The 19289-nt window shown below is 59.4% G+C and carries 17 protein-coding genes and 2 pseudogenes; 9 read left to right on the plus strand and 10 right to left on the minus strand.

Annotation, left to right across the window (positions count from 1 at the left end; all coding sequences use genetic code 11):
• Positions 1–62: 62 nt before the first annotated feature.
• Complete coding sequence (locus ABD982_RS07720) at positions 63–509, plus strand: hypothetical protein (protein ID WP_270238974.1); 447 nt, start codon at positions 63–65, stop codon at positions 507–509.
• Positions 506–2005 carry a TraC family protein gene (locus ABD982_RS07725; RefSeq protein WP_006213376.1) on the plus strand — a complete coding sequence of 500 codons (1500 nt, stop codon included), beginning with the start codon at positions 506–508 and terminating at the stop codon, positions 2003–2005. Before ABD982_RS07720 ends, ABD982_RS07725 begins: the two co-directional genes overlap by 4 nt.
• Positions 2006–2143: 138 nt before the next feature.
• On the opposite strand, the gene ABD982_RS07730 is transcribed toward ABD982_RS07725, so the two are convergent.
• Genes ABD982_RS07730 through ABD982_RS07740 form a run of 3 tightly spaced genes read right to left on the minus strand, consistent with a single transcriptional unit; the run spans position 2144 to position 3921 of the window.
• A complete protein-coding gene (locus ABD982_RS07730; protein ID WP_270238975.1) occupies positions 2144–3373 on the minus strand; it encodes an MFS transporter in 1230 nt (409 codons plus the stop codon).
• A 44-nt stretch (positions 3374–3417) separates the two neighbouring features.
• On the minus strand, positions 3418–3783 hold the full coding sequence (locus ABD982_RS07735) for an ArsR/SmtB family transcription factor (RefSeq protein ID WP_197464170.1): 366 nt from the start codon (positions 3781–3783) through the stop codon (positions 3418–3420).
• A gap of 9 nt (positions 3784–3792) precedes the next feature.
• Positions 3793–3921, minus strand: a complete 129-nt coding sequence (locus ABD982_RS07740; protein WP_345446193.1) for a hypothetical protein — start codon at positions 3919–3921, stop codon at positions 3793–3795.
• A 30-nt stretch (positions 3922–3951) separates the two neighbouring features.
• On the opposite strand from ABD982_RS07740, the gene ABD982_RS07745 reads away from it, so the two are divergent.
• The 4 genes and pseudogenes from ABD982_RS07745 (at position 3952) to ABD982_RS07760 (ending at position 7480) form a co-directional block, all read left to right on the plus strand.
• Complete coding sequence (locus ABD982_RS07745; protein WP_270238977.1) at positions 3952–4422, plus strand: hypothetical protein; 471 nt, start codon at positions 3952–3954, stop codon at positions 4420–4422.
• Positions 4419–6204, plus strand: a pseudogene (locus tag ABD982_RS07750) (type IV secretory system conjugative DNA transfer family protein). Before ABD982_RS07745 ends, ABD982_RS07750 begins: the two are co-directional and overlap by 4 nt.
• Positions 6205–6285: 81 nt before the next feature.
• Positions 6286–6855: a single-stranded DNA-binding protein gene (locus tag ABD982_RS07755; protein WP_006213381.1), complete on the plus strand. Its 570-nt coding sequence runs from the start codon at positions 6286–6288 to the stop codon at positions 6853–6855.
• Between the two features lie 19 nt (positions 6856–6874).
• Complete coding sequence (locus ABD982_RS07760) at positions 6875–7480, plus strand: hypothetical protein (protein WP_006213382.1); 606 nt, start codon at positions 6875–6877, stop codon at positions 7478–7480.
• Between the two features lie 105 nt (positions 7481–7585).
• Here the strand turns inward: ABD982_RS07760 and ABD982_RS07765 are convergent, their stop codons facing one another.
• The gene (locus ABD982_RS07765; RefSeq protein ID WP_345446195.1) at positions 7586–9175 is read right to left on the minus strand and encodes a recombinase family protein; all 1590 of its coding nucleotides are present in this window, start codon (positions 9173–9175) and stop codon (positions 7586–7588) included.
• On the opposite strand from ABD982_RS07765, the pseudogene ABD982_RS07770 reads away from it, so the two are divergent.
• Positions 9160–9672, plus strand: a pseudogene (locus ABD982_RS07770) (ABC transporter ATP-binding protein); the annotation flags it as partial. The gene ABD982_RS07765 and the pseudogene ABD982_RS07770 sit on opposite strands and share 16 nt — an antisense overlap.
• A gap of 105 nt (positions 9673–9777) precedes the next feature.
• On the plus strand, positions 9778–10818 hold the full coding sequence (locus tag ABD982_RS07775; protein ID WP_345446199.1) for a glycosyltransferase: 1041 nt from the start codon (positions 9778–9780) through the stop codon (positions 10816–10818).
• Here the strand turns inward: ABD982_RS07775 and ABD982_RS07780 are convergent.
• From ABD982_RS07780 to rsmA, 6 genes are all read right to left on the minus strand, one after another.
• A complete protein-coding gene (locus tag ABD982_RS07780; protein WP_345446200.1) occupies positions 10815–11723 on the minus strand; it encodes a glycosyltransferase family 2 protein in 909 nt (302 codons plus the stop codon). The genes ABD982_RS07775 and ABD982_RS07780 overlap by 4 nt on opposite strands.
• Positions 11704–12843 carry a glycosyltransferase gene (locus ABD982_RS07785; protein WP_345446201.1) on the minus strand — a complete coding sequence of 380 codons (1140 nt, stop codon included), beginning with the start codon at positions 12841–12843 and terminating at the stop codon, positions 11704–11706. Before ABD982_RS07785 ends, ABD982_RS07780 begins: the two co-directional genes overlap by 20 nt.
• A gap of 95 nt (positions 12844–12938) precedes the next feature.
• Positions 12939–14117 (minus strand): glycosyltransferase, encoded by a 1179-nt coding sequence (locus ABD982_RS07790; RefSeq protein ID WP_345446203.1) that lies wholly within the window; start codon positions 14115–14117, stop codon positions 12939–12941.
• Positions 14118–14158: 41 nt separating this feature from the next.
• On the minus strand, positions 14159–15943 hold the full coding sequence (locus ABD982_RS07795; RefSeq protein WP_345446204.1) for an ABC transporter ATP-binding protein: 1785 nt from the start codon (positions 15941–15943) through the stop codon (positions 14159–14161).
• Positions 15944–16031: 88 nt separating this feature from the next.
• Positions 16032–16943: a GHMP family kinase ATP-binding protein gene (locus ABD982_RS07800; protein ID WP_345446206.1), complete on the minus strand. Its 912-nt coding sequence runs from the start codon at positions 16941–16943 to the stop codon at positions 16032–16034.
• Positions 16943–17830: a 16S rRNA (adenine(1518)-N(6)/adenine(1519)-N(6))-dimethyltransferase RsmA gene (rsmA, locus tag ABD982_RS07805; protein ID WP_425570032.1), complete on the minus strand. Its 888-nt coding sequence runs from the start codon at positions 17828–17830 to the stop codon at positions 16943–16945. The genes ABD982_RS07800 and rsmA overlap by 1 nt, the downstream gene beginning before the upstream one ends.
• Positions 17831–17875: 45 nt before the next feature.
• Between rsmA and ABD982_RS07810 the strand changes: the two genes are divergently transcribed.
• Positions 17876–19207 (plus strand): glycosyltransferase 87 family protein, encoded by a 1332-nt coding sequence (locus ABD982_RS07810; RefSeq protein ID WP_345446208.1) that lies wholly within the window; start codon positions 17876–17878, stop codon positions 19205–19207.
• The last annotated feature ends 82 nt before the right edge of the window (positions 19208–19289 follow it).

Genomic DNA, 19289 nt, shown 5'->3' on the forward strand with positions numbered 1-19289 from the left:
GACCGGGCGGGTGGGGTGCACCTGCACCACATCCCCGTCGTTCTCGTGCCTGGGAGGCCATCATGTCCGCCGTCTACTATCCCGCCGCGTTCGCCACCGAGGCCGCCCGCAACCTGCGCCACCTCGCCGCGGACAGTGAACTGCAGGCCACGGGTCCCGGCACCGCCACACTGCTGGGCGACCTGCGCGATGCGGCCACGGCGATGCGGGAGGCGATCGACCGGATCGCCGTCGCCCACACCCTCCCCGGCGCCCCGGCCCTCACACGGGATACCGGGCTGCAGATCGGTGACGAGCTCCATCAGGCCGGCACCGCACTGGAGGAGACCACGACCCGCCTGACCGGTGCCGTCACCGCCATCGAACACCCCACCACCGTTCCGAAGCACACGACGCGGCGTTCCCTGCGCGCGGGGAGGCAGGCGCGGGTCGCGCAGCCGGCAGGGTCGTGGTTCGACCCGCACCCCGCCGGGTCCAGCAGAGGTCAGGGGCGGGGGTTGGGACTGTGAGCGAGAAGGAACGCCTACATACCTCCGTGCTGGTCGCCCCGGCCACCGAGCGGCGACGGCTGCGGGCGCAGCGCCGCCAGGCCGCGGCCCGGTTGCAGGCCGAGCAGCGTCGCCGCGAGGTCGCGGAAGCGAAAGCCAAGGCCGAGGTCGAGCGGGCCGAGCGCAAGGCCACTCGGTATTTGCCCGCCGCCGGGGAGCCCGGCAAGCAAACGTTGCGGACGCCGGGCCGGTTCCGGCTGCCCCGCCACCAGGACACCTCCGCGACCCTGTCGGCCCAGTACCCGTTCCTCGCTGAGGGCGGCCTGGGCTCGGCGGGCGTGTTCGTCGGCCAGGACCTCTACTCCGGGGGCTCGTTCGTCTACGACCCGTGGGTGCTGTATCAGACCGGGGTCATCACCGCCCCGAACGTCGTGGTCGCAGGGATCGTCGGCAGCGGCAAATCCTCCCTCGCCAAGAGCCTGTACACGCGCAGCCTGCCGTTCGGGCGGCGGGTCTACGTTCCCGGTGACCCGAAAGGCGAGCACACTGAGATCGCCCGCGCCGTCGGCGGGCGGGCGATCCAGCTCGGCCACGGCCTGCCCACCCGCCTCAACCCCCTCGACGAGGGCTACCGCCCCTCCGGGCTCAGCGATGCGGAGTGGGAGACGACGGTCGCCTCCCGCCGCCGCGACCTGATCGGCGCGCTCACCGAGACCGTGCTGGCCAGGCCCATGTCGCCGCTGGAGCACACCGCGATCGACACCGCCCTCGCCGAAACGGTACGGGAGAACGAGGTGCCGATCCTGCCGATGATCGTCGACCACCTCCTGTCTCCCTCCCACGACCCTGACGGGCGGCTGGCCGAGGACGGCCGCATGGTCGGACACGCGCTGCGACGACTGGTGGCTGGGGACCTCTCCGGCCTGTTCGACGGCCCGTCGACGGAGGTGTTCGACCCGACCCTGCCGATGGTGTCCCTGGACCTGTCGCGAGTCACCGAGAACTCCACGCTGGTGTCGGTGTTGATGACGTGCTCCAGCGCGTGGATGGAATCGGCGCTGCTGGACCCGAACGGCGGGCAGCGCTGGTGCATCTACGACGAAGCCTGGCGCCTCATGTCCGAACCCGCGTTGCTCAAGCGCATGGATGCGCACTGGCGGCTGGCGAGGGCGTACGGGATCAGCAACATGCTCATCTTCCACAAGCTCACCGACCTGGAAAACGTCGGCGACCAGGGCTCGGCCATGCGCTCGCTCGCGAACTCCCTGCTCGCCAATGCGGAGTCCCGCATCATCTACCGGCAGGAATCCGACCAGCTGGGCACGACCGCGAAGACCCTTGGACTGACCGGCACCGAGCGCGAGCTGCTGCCGACGCTGGGCACCGGACAAGGGCTGTGGCGGATCAAGGAACGCTCCTTCGTCGTCCAGCACCAGCTCCACCCGGCCGAGTACGAGCTCTTCGACACCACCAGCCGCATGTCCGATCCCGGAAAAAACCAACCCCGCGTAGGGTAAGAATCCGCGTGATTCCGCGGATCTCCAGACGTTCTGACCTTGACTGTGGGGTCGCATGTTCGTTACAGATGCAACCGTACGAGCGATCAGATCGATCTTTGTCGAAGCGGTCGTGGAGGGCATGAGCGCTCCCTGTGCTCATCGCTTGTGAGCTTGCACGAGAGTGCGGGATGTAGCGCTCCAAGCAGTGGTGGCGAGGACCGCGCCGAGAATGCCGATACCGACGAGGACGAGAGCCACGGCGGGAAGGCCGATAGCGGCGCCGAGAACACCGGCGAGGGGGTACGTGATGAGGAAGCAGGCGTGGGACAGGGAGAACTGCGCGGCGAACACCGCGGGCCGATTCTCTTCCGTGCTGCCTCGCCGCAGCAGCCTGGCGGAGGGGGTGAGGATCGTGGAGGTTGCCGCCCCCATCAGCGCCCACACGCTCAGCAGCCCGACCCACTGGGGCGTGCCATCGGTCCAGGCGAGCACCCCGGCTCCGGCCAGGAGAAGGACGGGCAGGGCGATGCCGCCGGTGAGCATGACTCGCCGGTCCGAGACGGCTTCCAAGAGCTTGGGCATGGTCAGGGCCACGATCATGGAGCCGCCTCCGTAGGCGGCGAGCAGGAGCGCAGCATCGGACTGGGTGCGGCCCAGATCGCCCAGGACGAGGACAGTGGTGTTGACGATCACCATCGCCGTGGTCGTCGCCACGACGAGGTTCAGCGCCATCAGGCCCTGCAGCTCCCGGCTGGCCCAGAACGCACGGGCGCCGCGGGTGAGGCGATCGAAGAACGGCGCCGGAGCGGGAGCCTCGAAGCGAGGAAAGCGGGACACAAGCACCAGGGTCGCAGAGGCAAGGAACCCGACCACGGTGCCAGCGAAGAGATTGTGGAAGCTGACGACCGTCAGTAAGGCGGCGGCGAGCATCGGGCTCACCAGCGACTCCAGGTCGTAGGCGAGCCGCGACAGCGACAGGGCACGTGTGTACTGTCCCTCGTCCGGGAGCACGGACGGGATCACGGCCTGAAACGCGGGCGTGAACGTCGCCGATGCGGACTGCAACAGGAAGATCAGCAGATAGATCTGCCACACCTCGGTCACGAACGGCAGCGAGAGCGCGACCCCAGCCCGGATGAGATCGGTCCCGATGAGTAGTGGCTTTCTCTTGAGACGGGCGGTGAGTGCCGTCGTGAGGGGGGAGACGGCGACGTAGGCCACCATCTTGATCGTCATCGCCACACCCATCACCACGCCGGCGTCGCCACCGGCGATTTCGAAGGCGAGCAGTCCGAGCGCGACGGTGAGCAGGCCCGTGCCCAGCAGCGCGATGACCTGCGCGCTGAACAGTTTCGCGTAGGTGGGATTGCGCAGGACAGCAAGCATGAGACGAGGCCTAACGAACGAGAGTTTGTGCGACGAACGGGCTACTACTGCCGGGGTGCGTGGTGGTGGGGCGGGATCTGCCCGTTCGCGACCGCGTGCTCGGCCTGCTTGATCGCCTCGACCACCAGGGCGACCGCGTGTTCGTCGGTGAGGCGGTAGAGCACGCTCGTGCCCTCCTGCCGGGTCGTGACCATCCGCGCCATCCGTAGTCGGGCCAGATGCTGCGACACCCCCGAGGGCTTCTTCCCGACCAGTTCCGCCAGCGCGTTCACCGGCAACTCGTCGGCCTGGCGCAGGGCCAGCACGATCCTGATCCGCGTCGGATCGGACAACAGTCCCAAGACCTCCGCGGCGAGATCGACGTATTCCGACGCGGGATCCATGCCGCACATCTGCTTATCTGCATCCATACGCAGATACTAACAGCGGCGTATGGGTGAGGGAACCCTGCCGTCGTGTGCTGGACGAGGCCCGGCAGCTGCGCCAGCAGCAGCCAGGATGAACGGTGCGGGTACGGGATTGTGCACCTGGCCGGCATGAGACGACATGCGAATCTCCCTGAGCCGGTGCCGGTGTCGATGCGCACCGTGATCCTCGATATCCACGCCGACGGGTCGATGACCGTGATGATCGACGGCACCGTGTATCCGCCCGACGACGACCAGCGGCCGTGGTCGCGGGCCGCGTTCCCGCAGATCATCGACCACGCCAGCCAGGAGCGTGCGGTGCCGGTGCGGGTGGAGGTGCACGAGGCCGACGGCACGAGCTTCACCGAACTCGTCGCCGCACAACCACACCGCGCCGACCCTGCACCCGAGCCGGCCCCAAAGACGAGACGGCCCAAGGCGGTGCCGGCGCTGATCGAGGTCACCGGGGAGGGGTTCGTCGCCGGGGAGGACATCGCCTGCACCGTGCTCGTCTCCGACACCGACGCGGCCGGCGACGGCACTGCACGGGGGCTGCTCGATCCGCGACGGGTCGGGGATGCCGGAGAGGTGCTGCTGGTCGGGCGCGTCTCCGGCACGGTCGTGGCGCGCAGGCTGCGATGAGCGTCCCGCAGGGCCGCCAGAGCGGCAGCTTCGGCGACGAGCTGACCAACGCCGCGATGATCGGGCTGGTCGGACTGTTCGGCCTCGCCCTGATCCTGCGCGGCGCCGGATCGGTGGCCGCGTTCCTCACCGGCACCGACCAGCCCGCCGCTGGGCCCGCCTCCGGCATCTCGGTGCTGTTCCGGCCCGGTGATCCTGCCGCCGCGCTCGACGCGCCAGGGATGAGCGCGGTCGCCTACTGGGCCGTGACCGTCGTGCTGCTGGCCGGGCTGGTCGCCGGCGGCTGCTGGGTGTGGACGCGGCTGCGCCGTCACGCCCGCAAGACCGAGGTCGACCCGCACACAACCGCCGGAGTCGCGACCCGCCACGAGGTGGCCACGGTCGCCTCACCTACGGCGCTGCTCACCCGCGCCGGGAACTTGCGACCCTCTCTCCAAGCCGACCCCGGCGGATGTCGGCTACCGACTCGGGATGTGCCGGGGCCGGGAGGTGTGGGCCAGCGTCGAGGACTCGATCCTGCTCATCGGACCACCCCGCTCCGGCAAGGGCCTGCACGTGGTAATCCCCGCGATCCTCGACGCGCCGGGGGCGGTGATCGCCACCAGCACCCGCCCGGACAACCTCACCGCGACCCTGCGCGCGAGAGAGAAGCACGGCCCGGTCGCAGTGTTCGACCCCCAGCACCTGGCCGAGGGCGTCCCGGCGGGGATGCGCTGGTCGCCCGTGCGTGGCTGCGCCGACCCTCTCACCGCGATGATCCGCGCTACCGGCCTCGCCTCGGCCACCGGCCTGTCCGCCGGCGGGGTGGAGTCTGGCGGATTCTGGGAAGGCAAGACGAGGACTGCGCTGCAGGCTCTGCTGCACGCCGCTGCTCTTGATGGGCGTTCCCCGACGGAGCTGTTCCGCTGGACCCTGGACCCCTCGGCTGCGGCGGAGGCCGTCGCGATCCTCACCAACAGCCCGGACGCGGCCACGGGGTGGGCGGACTCGCTGGAATCCATGATCGACGCCGACCCCAGGACCCGCGATTCGATCTGGCAGGGCGTCTCTCTGGCCCTCGGTGCTCTCGCTGACCCGCGGGTGCTCGATGCCGTCAGCCCCGGCCCCGGGGAGGAGTTCGACCCCGAAGCGTTCATCCGTGATCGGGGCACCCTGTTCCTCCTCGCGACCGGTGCTGGAGCCGGAGCCTCCGCAGCACTGGTCGCCGCGTTGGTGGAGGATCTCGTGGAGACCGCCCGGCGGATCGCGGCACGCTCACCCGGAGCCCGTCTCGACCCGCCACTGCTGCTGGCGTTGGATGAGATCGGCAACCTCGCCCCGCTGCCGTCGTTGCCGACGCTGATGGCCGAGGGCGGTGGCACCGGAATCACCTGTTTGCCCGTGCTCCAGTCTCTCGCGCAGGCGCGCGACAAGTGGTCGGAGAACCAGGCCGGCGCGATCTGGGACGCCTCCATCGTGAAGATTCTTCTCGGCGGGGCTTCGAACAGCAAAGACCTTCAAGACCTGTCCACGTTGATCGGTGAACGTGATGAGTACACCGACTCGATCACCCTCGGTGATCACGGCACTCGCCAGAACCAGCGCTCCGTGCGCAGGGTCGCGATCTTCCCGCCCGACCGGTTGCGGACCCTCCCGTTCGGCACCGCGGTGACCCTGCTGCGTGCGGCCCCGCCGATCGTCACCGATCTGCGCGCCTGGCCCGCTCGCGCCGACGCCGACCAGCTCAAGACCGACCGGGCCGAGATCGAGGCGCTGCTGCGCCGCCCCGACCCGCCTCGGTAGGTCCGGGACAGCTCGTGTGCACCTGCCTGTCACGACGGCCGCCACGACAGGTGGCCGCATCAGGAAGACAGGAGCAGCACGATGGCCGAGCACGAGAACCCAGGAACCGGCCCCGAGACCCAGCCCGAGCAGGGCGCGGATGTCCGCGAGTCCTTCAAGGGACGCATCAAGTCCGAGCCGACGCTGGGCACCACTCAGAAGGGTAAAGCGGCGTTCTACGCGAAGGTCGAGCAGCGTCATTGGGACTACGAGGACGACGGCACCTACACCCGTCTGCCGAACACCTACCACGACCTCGTCGCCTACAAGGGCGTCGCCGTGCGCGCCTACAAGCAACTCGCCAAGAACGACTTCTTCATCGCCGAGGGGCGCATGGAGGACTACCAGTCCAAGAGCACCGGCGAGACGAAGCAGCGGTTCGTCGCGACCGCGCTCGGTCACGACATGGCCCGCACCACCTACGAGGTCGACCGCACCCCGCGCCGCGAACAGGCCCAGCGACCCACCGTCGAACGTGACGCAGCCCAGCAGTCCGCCGGTTCCGGTGTTCCCGAGCAGCCGGAACGGCAGGTGGCGCAGCAGCAGACGCCTGCCGCGTTCGCCGCGCCCGAGTACCGGCCCGACCGGCAGTCGCCGGACATGGGCCTGTGAGCACCGAGGAGTCCCGATCATGACCGACGACCGCGACCACGAGACCCCCGGTGAGCCCGCCGTGGAGGAGCTGCCCGAGGACGAGCTCGACCTCGACGACGAGGGGATGCTCGAAGACGAGGACGAGGAGGACCCCGGCCCGCCGCACCCAGTGAACTGGTACCTGCTGCGCGCCGACGAACTCGAAAAGGAGTGGTACGCCCTGAACCGGTGGGTCGAGACGACACGCCGCACCTACGGGCTGCCCGCCAGCGTCATCCCACCGTTCTGGCACCGCCACGACGAACTCGTCTGGGAGCTCTCAGCGCTGCATCTGCACTGGCTGTGTGCCTACCACCCCGAGCAGAACGGCAGTGCCCCGTTCGGGTGGCATCGCGACTTCGCCGACGCCCGCGCCAGGCTGCGCGAATGGGTCGCCGCCTCCGGTACCCGCCTGGATCGCGACCGGCCAACCAGGCAGACGACCTGGCCCGGCGAGGACCCCGCCGACCCGGTCGAGGACGTGTTCGTCGCCGACCGCGATGCCGACTTCGTCGAGTACGTCGCCGCACGAGTCGCCGAACGCCGCGCCGCCGAGGACGCCTTCTTCGCAGGCGCCGATCCGCGCACCGGGGAACTGCGATGAGTACCGCAGCTCAGCAGACGAGCGCCGAGCTCTCGCGGCTCCAGGAGCTGGGGCGAGAGCTCGGCGCGTCGTTCCTACCGCCGACTGACCGTCAGGGCGCAGCGGTCAGGACGATTCTGGTCGCCTCCATTGATATGTCTCGGGAACCGAGAACCGAGGAGTGATCTTGATCCGTGCCGGATCAAAGCGGCCGCCCATGGTCTTGGCCTTCTCGATCCGGATGTCGAGCAGCATCTTGAGCATGCGGCGCTTCTCGACCAGGTCGAGAGCTTCCCATGCGGCATCCAGATCCTTCGTCTGGATCAGTGCGAGGAGTTGCCTGTCGGCGACCGGGGGAACGGCGGCTTTCGCGGCACGTTCGATCTCGGGCTTGAGGCGTTCCTCGACATCGGCCAGCATCGTCATGCTGATCCGGCCCTGTGCATACTCGCCCGCTGCGTCGGCGAGGCGCCTGCGCAGTGCTGCGACATGGTCCTGGGCTTCGCGGACCCGCTCGTTCCAGTTGTCGTCCGGGCCCAGAATGACCGCTAGGCTCTCAGGCTTGGACAGCCAACCAAGTAGTGCGCCGGTGACGTAAGCGTCCGTGTAGGGAATGTCGATACTGACCTTCCGGCACCCCACTTTCCCGCAGATGTAGTTGTCGCGAGGCATCCCAGTCCGCTTGCGATCCACGGCACCATGAATGCGCACCAAGGGGTGCGAACAGAAGCCGCACCTGGCAATGAATGACAGCAGCCACCTGGGGTGACTATGGTTGCCTTCCTCCACGTACCGAGTACGGCGAGCCCGGTCCGCAAGGATCTGGTTGACCTTCTCCCACTTTTCGACCGGAACGATCGCCGGCCAGTCCGCTTCACCGATGACCTCGCCCTGATACATGCGCAGGCCCGCAATCGTTGGACTCTTGATGAGTTGGCGCAGGGTTGAGCTCATCCAACCTCGCGACTGGTCGGACGTCGGCTTCATCGGGGTCGGCACCCCCGCGCGATTCAGGCGAGTCACGATGTTGTTGATCGAGACCCCGTCCAGAATCTCATCGACGGCCGTGATGATGATCGAGGCCTTTCCCGGGTCGATCTCCTGACGAACCAGCGCACGCGTCTGCTCGTCATACACCCTGCGGTACCCGTAGGGGAGCCGACCGTGTGGGCGACCCTTCTGCGCGTTGAGCCGCACGGTGCGCAGCTGCCGGTCCCGGATCACCGCGGCGTCCTTCTCCGCAGTGAGGAACTCCAGCCCCATCATGAAGCTGTCGTCATGGCGGGAAAAGTCATAGACCCGGCCCTTCGTTAGGTAGAGCACACCGGCTTCCTGACAAGCCGCACGCAGTTGCACGTACGCCAGTAGCTCACGTCCGGCGCGGGAGGGCTCCCACGTCACGAACGCGTCATACTTCTTGGAGGCGATCAGGTGGAGAGCCTCCTCGAACCCCTCACGCTCGCGGGTGCGCCACTTCGATGCAGATCGATTGGCATCGGTGATGACCCTGCCGACATTCCACGTCTGCTGCGCGCACCAGGCGCGGCAGTCCGTCTCCTGATCGTCGGTCGAGCGCATGAGGTAGTGACGATCCATCGAGGCTCGCGTGTATATGAGAGCCTTGATCTCGGAAGCCGGTGGTCGGGTGGGTAGTCGAGTCTCCATGACAGACAGGTGCTCCTCTTGCATCTGCCATCTAGCTGCTGGGTGAGCCATCGAACGACCTTGATACAGACATGCTGGCAGCTATGGAAGATCTTCTGGACACCTGGCCGGGCACCCTTCTGGTGGTCTCCCACGACCGCTATCTCATGGAACGTGTGACCGACCAGCAATACGCGCTGGTGAACGGCACCTTCAGCCACCTGCCCGGCGGCGTCGACCAGTACTTGCAGCTATCTGCTCAAGCGGCCTCTGCGCCGTCCAGCGCCGCCGTTGATTCTTCCCCTTTGGGTAAGCAGGACGCTGCTGCCGCTGAGATCCCAAAGGTTGGCGGAGCTGAAGCGAGAGCCGCCCAAAAAGAAATCAACCAGATTGACCGTAAACTGAGCAAACTAGCTGATCAAAAAGAGGCTCTGGCCCAAAAAATGGTGGTTCACGACCAAGCTGATTACGTGGGTCTTGCCAAACTTGGCGCCCAGCAACAGGCCCTACAGGACGAGATTGAAGAATTAGAGATGCGCTGGATGGAACTCAGCGATCTGGTCTCATAAAATCTGATGAAGAAAGTGTCAGATAAGGCAAAACGCTACGGCTCATTATTCACATTTATTCGCGCAGATAATAAGTAAAGTATTCGCAAAAGGTTTGTTGTATCAATGGCATCTATTTCCGTCCTCTGTTCAGGAAGCGTTGAGCAAGGCCCGTACGGGGTCAATCTACTCAGACAACAACTAGGCCACACTGTTTACGATGGTGCAGATGCGAAGCGGCAGCCACTCATTAAAATCCGTGATGTGCTTGAACATCGTGCTGGCTACCCTATTCTCAAAGCTCTGCAACTCATACCGCGTGTAGTCAAGAGCGAGGCTGTCCTCTGTTTTCTTGAACAACATGCTCAATTTCCTGCTCTACTTAAAAGCAAAAACATCCCCCCATATGCGTCTAAGCCTCTAGCAATGATTTCTTGCTGGCTGGCTGAGGAGCTGTTGCAGGCATCAACCTCGGAGCGGACTGAACTAGTAAAAAAATACTCGGCGGTTGATCTTATCTTCGTTTTGAGCTCGAATCAGGTAGACATCCTCGTCGATGCGGGATTTCCCCGGGAACGGGTGGAGGCTATATCCTTTGGATTTGCACCAGAATTGTTTAGTCACAGCCCGCATATGAAGAAGCCGGGGCTGATATCAGCAGTCGGGTTTGATCGGGGCAGGGATTATGCAACCCTGATTGAAGCAGCTCGGACTATCAATGCGGATATCCACCTCTATACCAGGCCCGAGTCAGTGGCAGGAATCGATTTGCCCAGCAACATAATCTTTCATGGGCTGGTACCTTTTGAAGAGTACGTTAAGGTCTTGCATGAGTCATCCATTCTAGCGATTCCAACGGTTGAGCTTGCCTATCCTACCGGGCAAACTGTTGCCCTCGAAGCGGCAGCCACTGGAGCAGCTCTGCTCCTCACCGAGTCCGCTGCTATGAGAGACTACTTTGACGATCAGGTAGCCTACTACCATCCGCAGGGTGATCCTGAAGCGTGGAGTCTGCGCATCAACCAATTACTAGAAGACCCTCAAGAAGTGGCGCAGAAGGGCCACCGGGCGTCAGAGCATGTCCACGCGAACTTTTTATACCTCTCGATGTGGAGAAGTATAGAACAGTCTTTGCACAACCGAGGGTGGCTTCTAGCAGGCTCTTAGCGAGGGCTATCAGGTACCGAGCTATGCAGATTGCGCTGCGGAGTCCTCCTGAACACCCGGTACTTGATAACGCCCTCAAGTCTTCCCACGTTCCAGTAGAAACCCCTGAGTTCTTCCCAGCTCATCTGCTTTTTCAAGAGCATGCCAGGTACTTGGGGCACTACCTTACGAATCATGAGCTTCAGGGAAGGGATGTGATGGTCGTAAACAGGTGAAAAGTTCTGGGCCAGTTGTATCCAGGTTCGCCCGTAGTTCCGTGACTGCTGTGCCAACCCCTTATGCGATGGACGTTGGCGGTAAAGAATGAGGGGCTCTGGAATCCAACCTTGAGTATATCCGTGTGCAGAGGCTCTCAAACAAAAATCAACCTCGTCATGCCCACCTCTGTAAGACATATCAAACCCATGGAGGGACTCAAATACATCCCTTCTGAAACCTATAGTTGCGCCCAGTAGATACCTGCGCCCATCAAAGACCTCAGGCTGATTGACAAAAAGGTGACCTAGCGTATAGTCGCCATTGGCCTGCCTCACAAGATGTTGATAGCCACTTCCCACAAGATCGCAAGAATCAAGATGCAGAGACATTTGCTCAACCCAACGCGAATCCACCACATCGTCTGCATCACAAATCAGCAGTTTCTTACCATTGGCTTTTTCAGCTCCCTTATTTCGCGCATACGAAACACCTTGACGCGATGATGAGTCCACCACTCTTACTGGGACTACTGAATCGCCATAGGACTGCACGAGACTAGCAGTGGTGTCGGTAGAACCATTATCAGAAACAACAATCTCACCGGGTAGAAAAGTACCTGATAATAGAGCATCAAGCTGTTCTCTGATGAAGTCGGCAGCGTTATAAGCCGGTATCACCACCGAAACTTCAGGAATGGTTCTTGCCATAGATTTTCCCAATTCTCGCTCGGTAGCTCTGCTGTGAATAAATGCGCTTAGCTTCTAAGCAGACCTCGTCTGCTTTTGCCTGGTAGGTTGCAGGGTTACCCACCACATCGAGTATCGCACGAGCAAACTCCTGCGGGTTGTGAGCTATTTTTGATGCCCAGCTCACCTGAGCGATACCTTCGACACCGGTCACTGTGGCAATGACGGGAACAGCGCGCAAAATAGCGTCCAAAGTTTTAAATTTGACGCCGCTGCCCAGCTGGATGGGGGCAACCACTGCGGTTGCCTCGGCATAAGCGGGCTCTATTTCCTGCAAGAACCCCGTAAATTCTATGCGGGAATCTTGACCTAACCGTAGGAGATCGGTGGAGGGGCTCTCCCCTACTACCTTCAGCGTAACCTCGGGGTCCTTTTGCCAGACGAGAGGCAGAACCTTTTCAATCAGCCACTGGACAGCCTGGTGGTTCTCCCAGCGGTACATGGTTCCCACAAAGAGAAGATGCTTGCTACGTGCAGCTCGGGCTAGGGGGACGCTGTTACCCAGATAAACAGGAGGGAGGATAGTCTCAACCTTGCCGACGTCCGTTTGGCGGATTTTCAACAAACCTGCATCTTTAGCAGAAAGAACTACGGCCGTATCAAGGTACCCAGCAGAAACAGCATCGAAACACCCTGATATTTCGGCTTGCACAGACCAGACCAGCGCTTTTTTTGCGCTGGTTTCAGCTGCAGACCTGCGTTTAAATCGCTGTTCATTAATATCGTGGTAGGTGCCAATGAGCCGTGCTGAGGGGTTTACCCGGCGAAGCCAAGGGGCAAGCATAATATTAACCGACCACTGCATATCAATAATTTCTGCAGATTGCAGAAGTTTCATGGCCGTGGGGTCATTTCGCACAGCAAGCAAGAATTCCAGGTTGGGAGTCCAGGTACCTACCGGATCCCTCCACTTTTGAATGCGGCTGAATTTATCCATATCAAGGAAACGGTGAGCCACAGCGTACTGCTGGGCCAAACCATTACGGGGGTGGGGGGCAATGACCAGAGGGGTGTGCCCATGGGAACTGAGGGCCTCACAAAGTTCACCGACCAACCGCTCACCGGCGCTGGTGGGTTCCATTTTAGGTACCTGACTAGAAATAATAACTACTGAATGTCCGCGAATTTGATTCTCCACCTTTCCACTATCAAACGCTACCAAACAACCTTTGAAACCTAATGCCGAATTTCCTCAACCCACCGCAAAAAAGTATCTACTATTGTTGATGGGTCATATTGGTTAGTCTTAGACCTGACCTTCAATGAATTTTGCTCGAGCCGGAGTCTATTTACCGCCATTTTCTTTAGTTCAGATAGCAGCTGCTCGGTGTCTCCTGGCTGAACGAGAACTCCGTCCAAAGACTTGACCAATTCGTGCGTCCCACCGCTTACATCGAAAGCGATACTTGGTATTCCAAAACACGCAGCTTCTTGGATAACCATTGGGCGCCCTTCAAATCTTGATGTCATGAGATGAATGCTGGCCCTCGAAAAAATTTCCTCGGGTGTTCTGGCTTGACCTCTGAAAAAAACTGATTTTCCCAAACCTAAATTCTGGACCATACTTTCTAGAGCATGACGTTCACTTCCATCACCGAAGATTTCCAGGCACCAATCTTCATAGAGCGGGTCTTGGACAAAACGGGAAAAGGCCTTAATAGCAATATCTACCTGCTTGCTCTCAACTAAACGAGAGGCTATAACAATTCTCTTTTCAAAAGATGAAATAGAAAATTTGTTGAGCGGCGGATTAGGATTAGCTAGAACGAGAGTAGGAATGCACCAATCGTTTATAAAACTGTTCCTGCAATTTTCGCTCAGCACAGTAAAACCATCAATTAATTTCAGAGAACGCCTTGCCTCTTCGATAAAGGCGCCATATTCACCAAGAGGGTTTAAGGACGTGTGAAATTGATTAATTATCAGAGGTTTACCCTCAACATCAAATGCAGAAGAAGATATTAACTGCAGCAGAATATCTGCCCGAGTAGATATAATTATGTCAGAAGAATTCCACCGACGAATTTTCTTTTTAGTAATTATCGCCGCAGAAACATCAACAAATTTATTAAGGAAACCAGATCTCTTAAGAGCAAACAGGAAAAGCCCACGAGGAACTTGCCTCAATGAAATTTGCCTAAGAACCGACTGCTTTAGAGCAAAAGAGAAAGGAGACCAATATTCAACTGTGTATGCACCCTCCCTGGGTAGCTTCATACCAGAGGTTTTGGCAAGGACAACTACACGCTCACCTCTTTCCGTAAGCTCCGATGCCAATCTGTCCGTCACAGTCTCAGCTCCACCAAGCCTCGGAAATTCATCTACTAAAAAATAGATTGTCCTATTATTCGTCATCCGCTAGTTTCCCGTGCATCTACTCATAGAAAAAATCTGGCCTACAGTTTACCTAGCTCTACAAGTTCTTTGAATTCAGGGTTCAGCTCAGAAAGTTCCTCGAAGCTTCCCTGGTTCACTACTTCACCATTTTTCATATAGTAAATAATGTCTGCTTTTTTGATAGTAGACAGGCGGTGAGCCACCATCACGATCGTCATTTCACCAGCTAAACCTTCAATAGTCTGCGTGATCTTATGCTCGGTCTTGTTATCTAGAGCTGATGTAGCCTCATCCAAAACCAGTAATTTGGGGGTGCGATACAGCGCACGGGCAATCCCCAGTCGCTGACGTTGCCCGCCAGATAACCTGCCGCCGTCCTGCCCTAAGTCTTCTGTAATGCCGTTCGGTAGGCTATCGACTAGTTCATTCAGCTCAGCATGAGCTAAAGCAGAGATTACCTGTGCATCATCGATGTCAGTCTCGGGTAAACCAAAAGCAACGTTCTCCTTGAGATTCCCTGGGAGCACATAAACACTTTGCGGCACGACGCCCAGTTGCTGTTGCCACGCCTTGAGATCAGCGCTAATAGGGATTCCGCCACAGGTGACAGATCCCTGGGTGGGTGGGAGCATACCCAAAATAATATCAACCAGAGTCGATTTTCCAGATCCGCTAGACCCTACAAAAGCTACCGTTTTGTTTGCGGGAATTGAGATAGAGATATTCTTTAAGACCGGTTCAGCTGCCGGGTCATATTGGAAGCTAACCCCTTGAACATCAACATCGCCGGTGAAAACAGTGTTCGAAGAAGGTAGTGCTGAATACCGTGAAATACCCTTGAAGTACTCAATTTCTCTGTTGAGAAGGAGCACACCAGCAGTCCCAGATCTTACGACGTTAAGAGAGGCCATAGCTGAGTTAATGGCGGGCATAAGACGTACAGCGGCCACGCTGAAAACGCCCATAGTTGCAATTGCTTCTGCTTGGTCCCGGGTAGAAAACATAAAGACTGCCAGGGACGCAATGCTAACAATAAAAACGATTTCCATAATGTTTTTAGGTAGCTCGTTGACCAGACCCTGTTGGCGTTGGGCCTTAGCGCTCATTTCAACGCCGCGCTTATATTTCTCCACAAACTGATCTCCCACGGAGAACAATCGCATCTCTCGGAAAGCTGATAAAGCTGGCATTGATGAGAACCAGGAGATTTGATCAGCCTTTGTGATCTGATGGCTAATTTTTTCTAGCTGTCTTTTAGAAAGGGCGGGAATGGCATACCCCACGGCACCAAAAATAGGTACAGCAATAATGGCAACCTGTGGTGAGAGAATGAAAACAATGATGAGCATGAGGGTGATCGTCATGAGGTTTGTCAGCAGGCTCAACCCTCCAAAGATACTCATTCGATAGGCCTGAGCCATTGATGTCACGAGGTTGGTATGGATTTTGGAGAGTTCCCGTTTCTTGTGGTCCGGGTAGGGAGAGTCTAGGTAAAGGCCCAGCAGATTGACTCTTGCGGACAGTTCCATTTTGTTGACAAAACCGCTTTGCCACCATCGGAAGCCAATAGTAAACAATGATTTTCCGATAAATGCAGATACAACTATTATTCCGGTAAGTGCAATCAGGCGTTGCCTATCAGTGGTTCCCAGAAGCTGAGCAAGAGTGGCTAGGGGTCCGCTTTCAATACTTTGCCCTGAAACCAGCAAGATGAGCGGATAGGTTGCAGCTACACCAAATATTTCAAGCAGGGAAACGATGAAGGCGCCGATCACCGCTAACGCCAATTTGGTTTTCACCGGGAAATCAACCAGATAAAAAAGGTTGCGAATATTGCTGAGCATAATTCCCTACACAGTCACTGCAATCTGAAAAGAACAGCTCTCATTCTACCCACGCCTCAGGGGTAGACTGCAGGTTCTTTCAGCTAACTCACTGTGAGATATAGGCGACCGTAGGGCCGGATCCTGATACAAAACATGCCGTTACACCTGGGTCTTCTGCTGTCACTGCCAGGGTTTGCTCCAAATCAGGGAGCAGGCTGAGAGCGGGAGCAGCAAGATCATTGCGCAAAAGACTAGAAATGAGAGGCAGGCGCTCGGTCAGCGGAGCCGGTGATGTCAGAGTAGCAATAAGCTGCTGTGGCACTTGCAAGTTTTCATCGGGGGAAGGGTAGCGGCCCCTCTCCCTGCCGGCGTCCAGCTCACGAAAAACTGCAGGCGTTGACAGGCCAGAGACCGATGGCACAAAACCAAAACGAAGCGGCTCAACGCCCTCAGGTAAGGGAATTGCTTGGAGGCGGTCACCGATGCCCTGCCCAACAGCCAGCCCACCCAACAGGGCGAAGGGGACATCTGCCCCCAGTGGAGTTGCAAGTTGCAACAACCGGTTGTGCGGTAGCTCCTGTGAAAGCCTGCCAGTTTGCGCCAGGTAAGAATTCATCGCTTTCATAGCCGCTGCGGCATCAGCCGAACCGCCGCCCATACCACCGGCAACGGGCACCGCCTTTTCAATGTGCAGGTTCAGGCAGACATCAGCCGGGCTCAGCCCAGCTTCACCCAGCACCGCAGCAGCACCGCGGTAGGCAAGATTAGTGTGGTCCAGAGGCACTACGGAGGGGTCAAAAGCGCCTAACTCCATCTGCTGAGCCACCGGTGAACCGGGAGCAACACTCATCGACTGACTAATCCCAGGAGCATCGGTTTCCGTCAGAGTAACTGTTTCTAGAATGTCCACCGCAGCATAAAGAGACGCGACATCGTGGTACCCATCAGACTTAAGAGGGCCAACCGCAAAATACAGGTTGACCTTGCCCGGAGCGGTAGCCTTGACCGATACAGACATTAGGCTTCTCCTACCGCCGGCACCGTACGGGCAGCTTCAGCAATTTTGATGAAGTCGTGAATATCCAGCTTTTCACCGCGTAGCTGAGGGTCAATACCCGCAGCTTCAAGAAGAGAGCCAGCGCGGGCACCTGAACCTGCCCAGGTAGACAGGGCAGCGCGCAGGGTCTTACGACGCTGAGCGAATGCGGCGTCAATAATGGCAAAGATCTCTTGCCGCGGTAGGTCAGAAAGTAGCTGTGCGCGTCGTTCAAAGGCAACCAGACCTGATTTGATTTTAGGAGCTGGCCAGAAGACGTTAGTGCCTATCACTCCCGCCTTGGAGACTTCTGCGAACCAGTTGGCCTTAACGCTGGGCACCCCGTAAATCTTAGAACCGGGCTTGGCTGCCAGGCGGTCAGCGACCTCGTCCTGCACCATCACCAAAGCATGCTCAATAGAAGGGAACTGCGCAAACATGTGCAAGAGGACGGGAACCGCTACGTTATAGGGCAGGTTAGCTACCAGCGCGCTGGGGGTTCTAGGCAGTTCGGTGACCTTCATGGCATCCGACAGCACGACATCAATACGTGCTTCTGAGCCCGGGCGCATCTTGGCAATTGTTGCAGGGAGTTGTTCTGCCAGAGGCGGATCTATCTCCACAGCCACCATGTCTTTAGCGGCATCCAGGATTCCCAGAGTCAAAGAACCCAGCCCAGGACCAACCTCAACCACCGTTTCATCAGGGCTAATTTTAGCGGTAGCGATGATACGGCGAATGGTGTTGGGGTCAATCACGAAATTCTGCCCCAGGGTTTTGGTGGGGCGGATACCGAGCATATCGGCCAGTTCGCGGATTTCTTGGGCGCCGAGCAGGTCTTGAGTGGTGGGTGCAGGTTCTTCAGTCACCCCACCAGTCTATATGCCAGGTGACTCAAAGAGGGAGCTAGCCTCATGGTGACCACGTCACCAGCAGGTGAGCGTCTGGCTAAGATTTGCCCGGACGGTAGACTCTTCTCTTGTACTACCCAAACCACTACCAGGACGGTCATGCGCCCTCGCTCCGCAGCATCAACCTCACAGACCACAGCATCTCAGCACACAGGTGCATCCCCTGCCGCCCTCAGCTCTGGGCTGACCAGCAACGTGGCAATAGTGACAGGGCTTCTGCTGACGGTGATTAGCCTCTACCCCTTTTTGTGGAATGAGAAGATGGAGCCCCGGGTTTTCTTCGACCTGAACGTCTACTACGGTGCGGTCAAGAGCTGGCTGACCACCGGTAATCTTTATAACTGGGCTCTTCCTCCAGAAGAAATTTACGGTTTCACCTACCCACCGTTGGCTGCGCTGGTTTTTGCACCCTTTGTCTTACTCACTAACGCTCAGGCTGCTGGTCCAGCCTTCCTGGTGCTCAATGTGGTTGCTCTGGTGCTGGTCAGTTACCTCACTCTGCGCGGGCTGGACGTCAGCCGACGGGTGGCGCTGGCAAGCGGGCTCTGGCTGACACCGCTTTTTCTTAAATTTTTCCCCATCAGCTTCAATATGGAGCTAGGGCAAATCAATCTCTTTCTGGTGTTACTGATCCTCACCGACGCAATTTACCTGCGCGGCACCCGCTGGCACGGCGTACTCATGGCGCTGGCCGCCAGCATTAAGCTAACCCCCGCCATTTTCGCTCTGTACTTCCTAGCAACGAAGGATTGGAAGTCTCTGGCGCGCTTTATCGGCACCGGGCTGGCAGGCATCGCGCTAAGTTTCGCCGTTATGCCCCACCATGCCCTCGAATTCTTCACCGAGAAAATCTTTGAGTCCGACAGGGTTGGCAGTATCACCGGAGCACTGAACTACAACCTGCTGGGTAGCTGGTCCATGATTCTCCCCGCCCCGGTGGCAACCGCCCTATTCGCGGCATCAGCCCTGACAGTACTGGTGCTTACCTACTGGGCGTGCAAGAAGCTGCACGCCCTGGGGCAGACAGTGGGAGCTGTGAGCACTGTGGCGGTGCTGGGGCTTCTGCTCTCCCCCATTTCGTGGACCCACCACTGGGTCTGGCTGGTTACCTTCGTGCTCTTTGCTGCCGTTTATGGCTGGCGGTCATCTGACCGAACCTACCTCTACCTGGCAGCAAGCGGCGCCCTTATTTTTGCTCTGCCCTTCGCCATCTGGTTTGGTGGGCACAACTGGGGTACCGGCGAATGGCCGCTCGCCCTTGGCCTCATGCACGCCCTACCCGTGGCCTGGGCTGTTGCCTACCTAGTGGTTCCAGTTCGACTCATGAAGAAATAACATTTACCGTCTAGGCGAGAGCATTTCTGATATATCGAAAGCGGTAGCCGCACGTCTGCTCCGCAAGCGGTAAACGCGAGTC

Origin of the sequence: Rothia endophytica, from assembly GCF_039543885.1 — a bacterium.
Lineage (GTDB): Bacteria > Actinomycetota > Actinomycetes > Actinomycetales > Micrococcaceae > Rothia > Rothia endophytica.

Excerpts from the sequence above, each read along its gene's own strand:
- ABD982_RS07740 (WP_345446193.1), bottom strand. The coding sequence starts at position 3,921 with ATGTCGTCTCATGCCGGCCAGGTGCACAATCCCGTACCCGCACCGTTC.
- ABD982_RS07760 (WP_006213382.1), top strand. The coding sequence starts at position 6,875 with ATGACCGACGACCGCGACCACGAGACCCCCGGTGAGCCCGCCGTGGAG.
- ABD982_RS07790 (WP_345446203.1), bottom strand. The coding sequence starts at position 14,117 with ATGACGAATAATAGGACAATCTATTTTTTAGTAGATGAATTTCCGAGG.
- ABD982_RS07785 (WP_345446201.1), bottom strand. The coding sequence starts at position 12,843 with ATGGAACCCACCAGCGCCGGTGAGCGGTTGGTCGGTGAACTTTGTGAG.
- ABD982_RS07735 (WP_197464170.1), bottom strand. The coding sequence starts at position 3,783 with ATGGATGCAGATAAGCAGATGTGCGGCATGGATCCCGCGTCGGAATAC.
- ABD982_RS07800 (WP_345446206.1), bottom strand. The coding sequence starts at position 16,943 with ATGTCTGTATCGGTCAAGGCTACCGCTCCGGGCAAGGTCAACCTGTAT.
- ABD982_RS07755 (WP_006213381.1), top strand. The coding sequence starts at position 6,286 with ATGGCCGAGCACGAGAACCCAGGAACCGGCCCCGAGACCCAGCCCGAG.
- ABD982_RS07795 (WP_345446204.1), bottom strand. The coding sequence starts at position 15,943 with ATGCTCAGCAATATTCGCAACCTTTTTTATCTGGTTGATTTCCCGGTG.
- ABD982_RS07765 (WP_345446195.1), bottom strand. The coding sequence starts at position 9,175 with ATGGCTCACCCAGCAGCTAGATGGCAGATGCAAGAGGAGCACCTGTCT.
- ABD982_RS07810 (WP_345446208.1), top strand. The coding sequence starts at position 17,876 with ATGGTGACCACGTCACCAGCAGGTGAGCGTCTGGCTAAGATTTGCCCG.
- ABD982_RS07720 (WP_270238974.1), top strand. The coding sequence starts at position 63 with ATGTCCGCCGTCTACTATCCCGCCGCGTTCGCCACCGAGGCCGCCCGC.
- ABD982_RS07775 (WP_345446199.1), top strand. The coding sequence starts at position 9,778 with ATGGCATCTATTTCCGTCCTCTGTTCAGGAAGCGTTGAGCAAGGCCCG.
- ABD982_RS07780 (WP_345446200.1), bottom strand. The coding sequence starts at position 11,723 with ATGGCAAGAACCATTCCTGAAGTTTCGGTGGTGATACCGGCTTATAAC.
- ABD982_RS07730 (WP_270238975.1), bottom strand. The coding sequence starts at position 3,373 with ATGCTTGCTGTCCTGCGCAATCCCACCTACGCGAAACTGTTCAGCGCG.
- ABD982_RS07745 (WP_270238977.1), top strand. The coding sequence starts at position 3,952 with ATGCGCACCGTGATCCTCGATATCCACGCCGACGGGTCGATGACCGTG.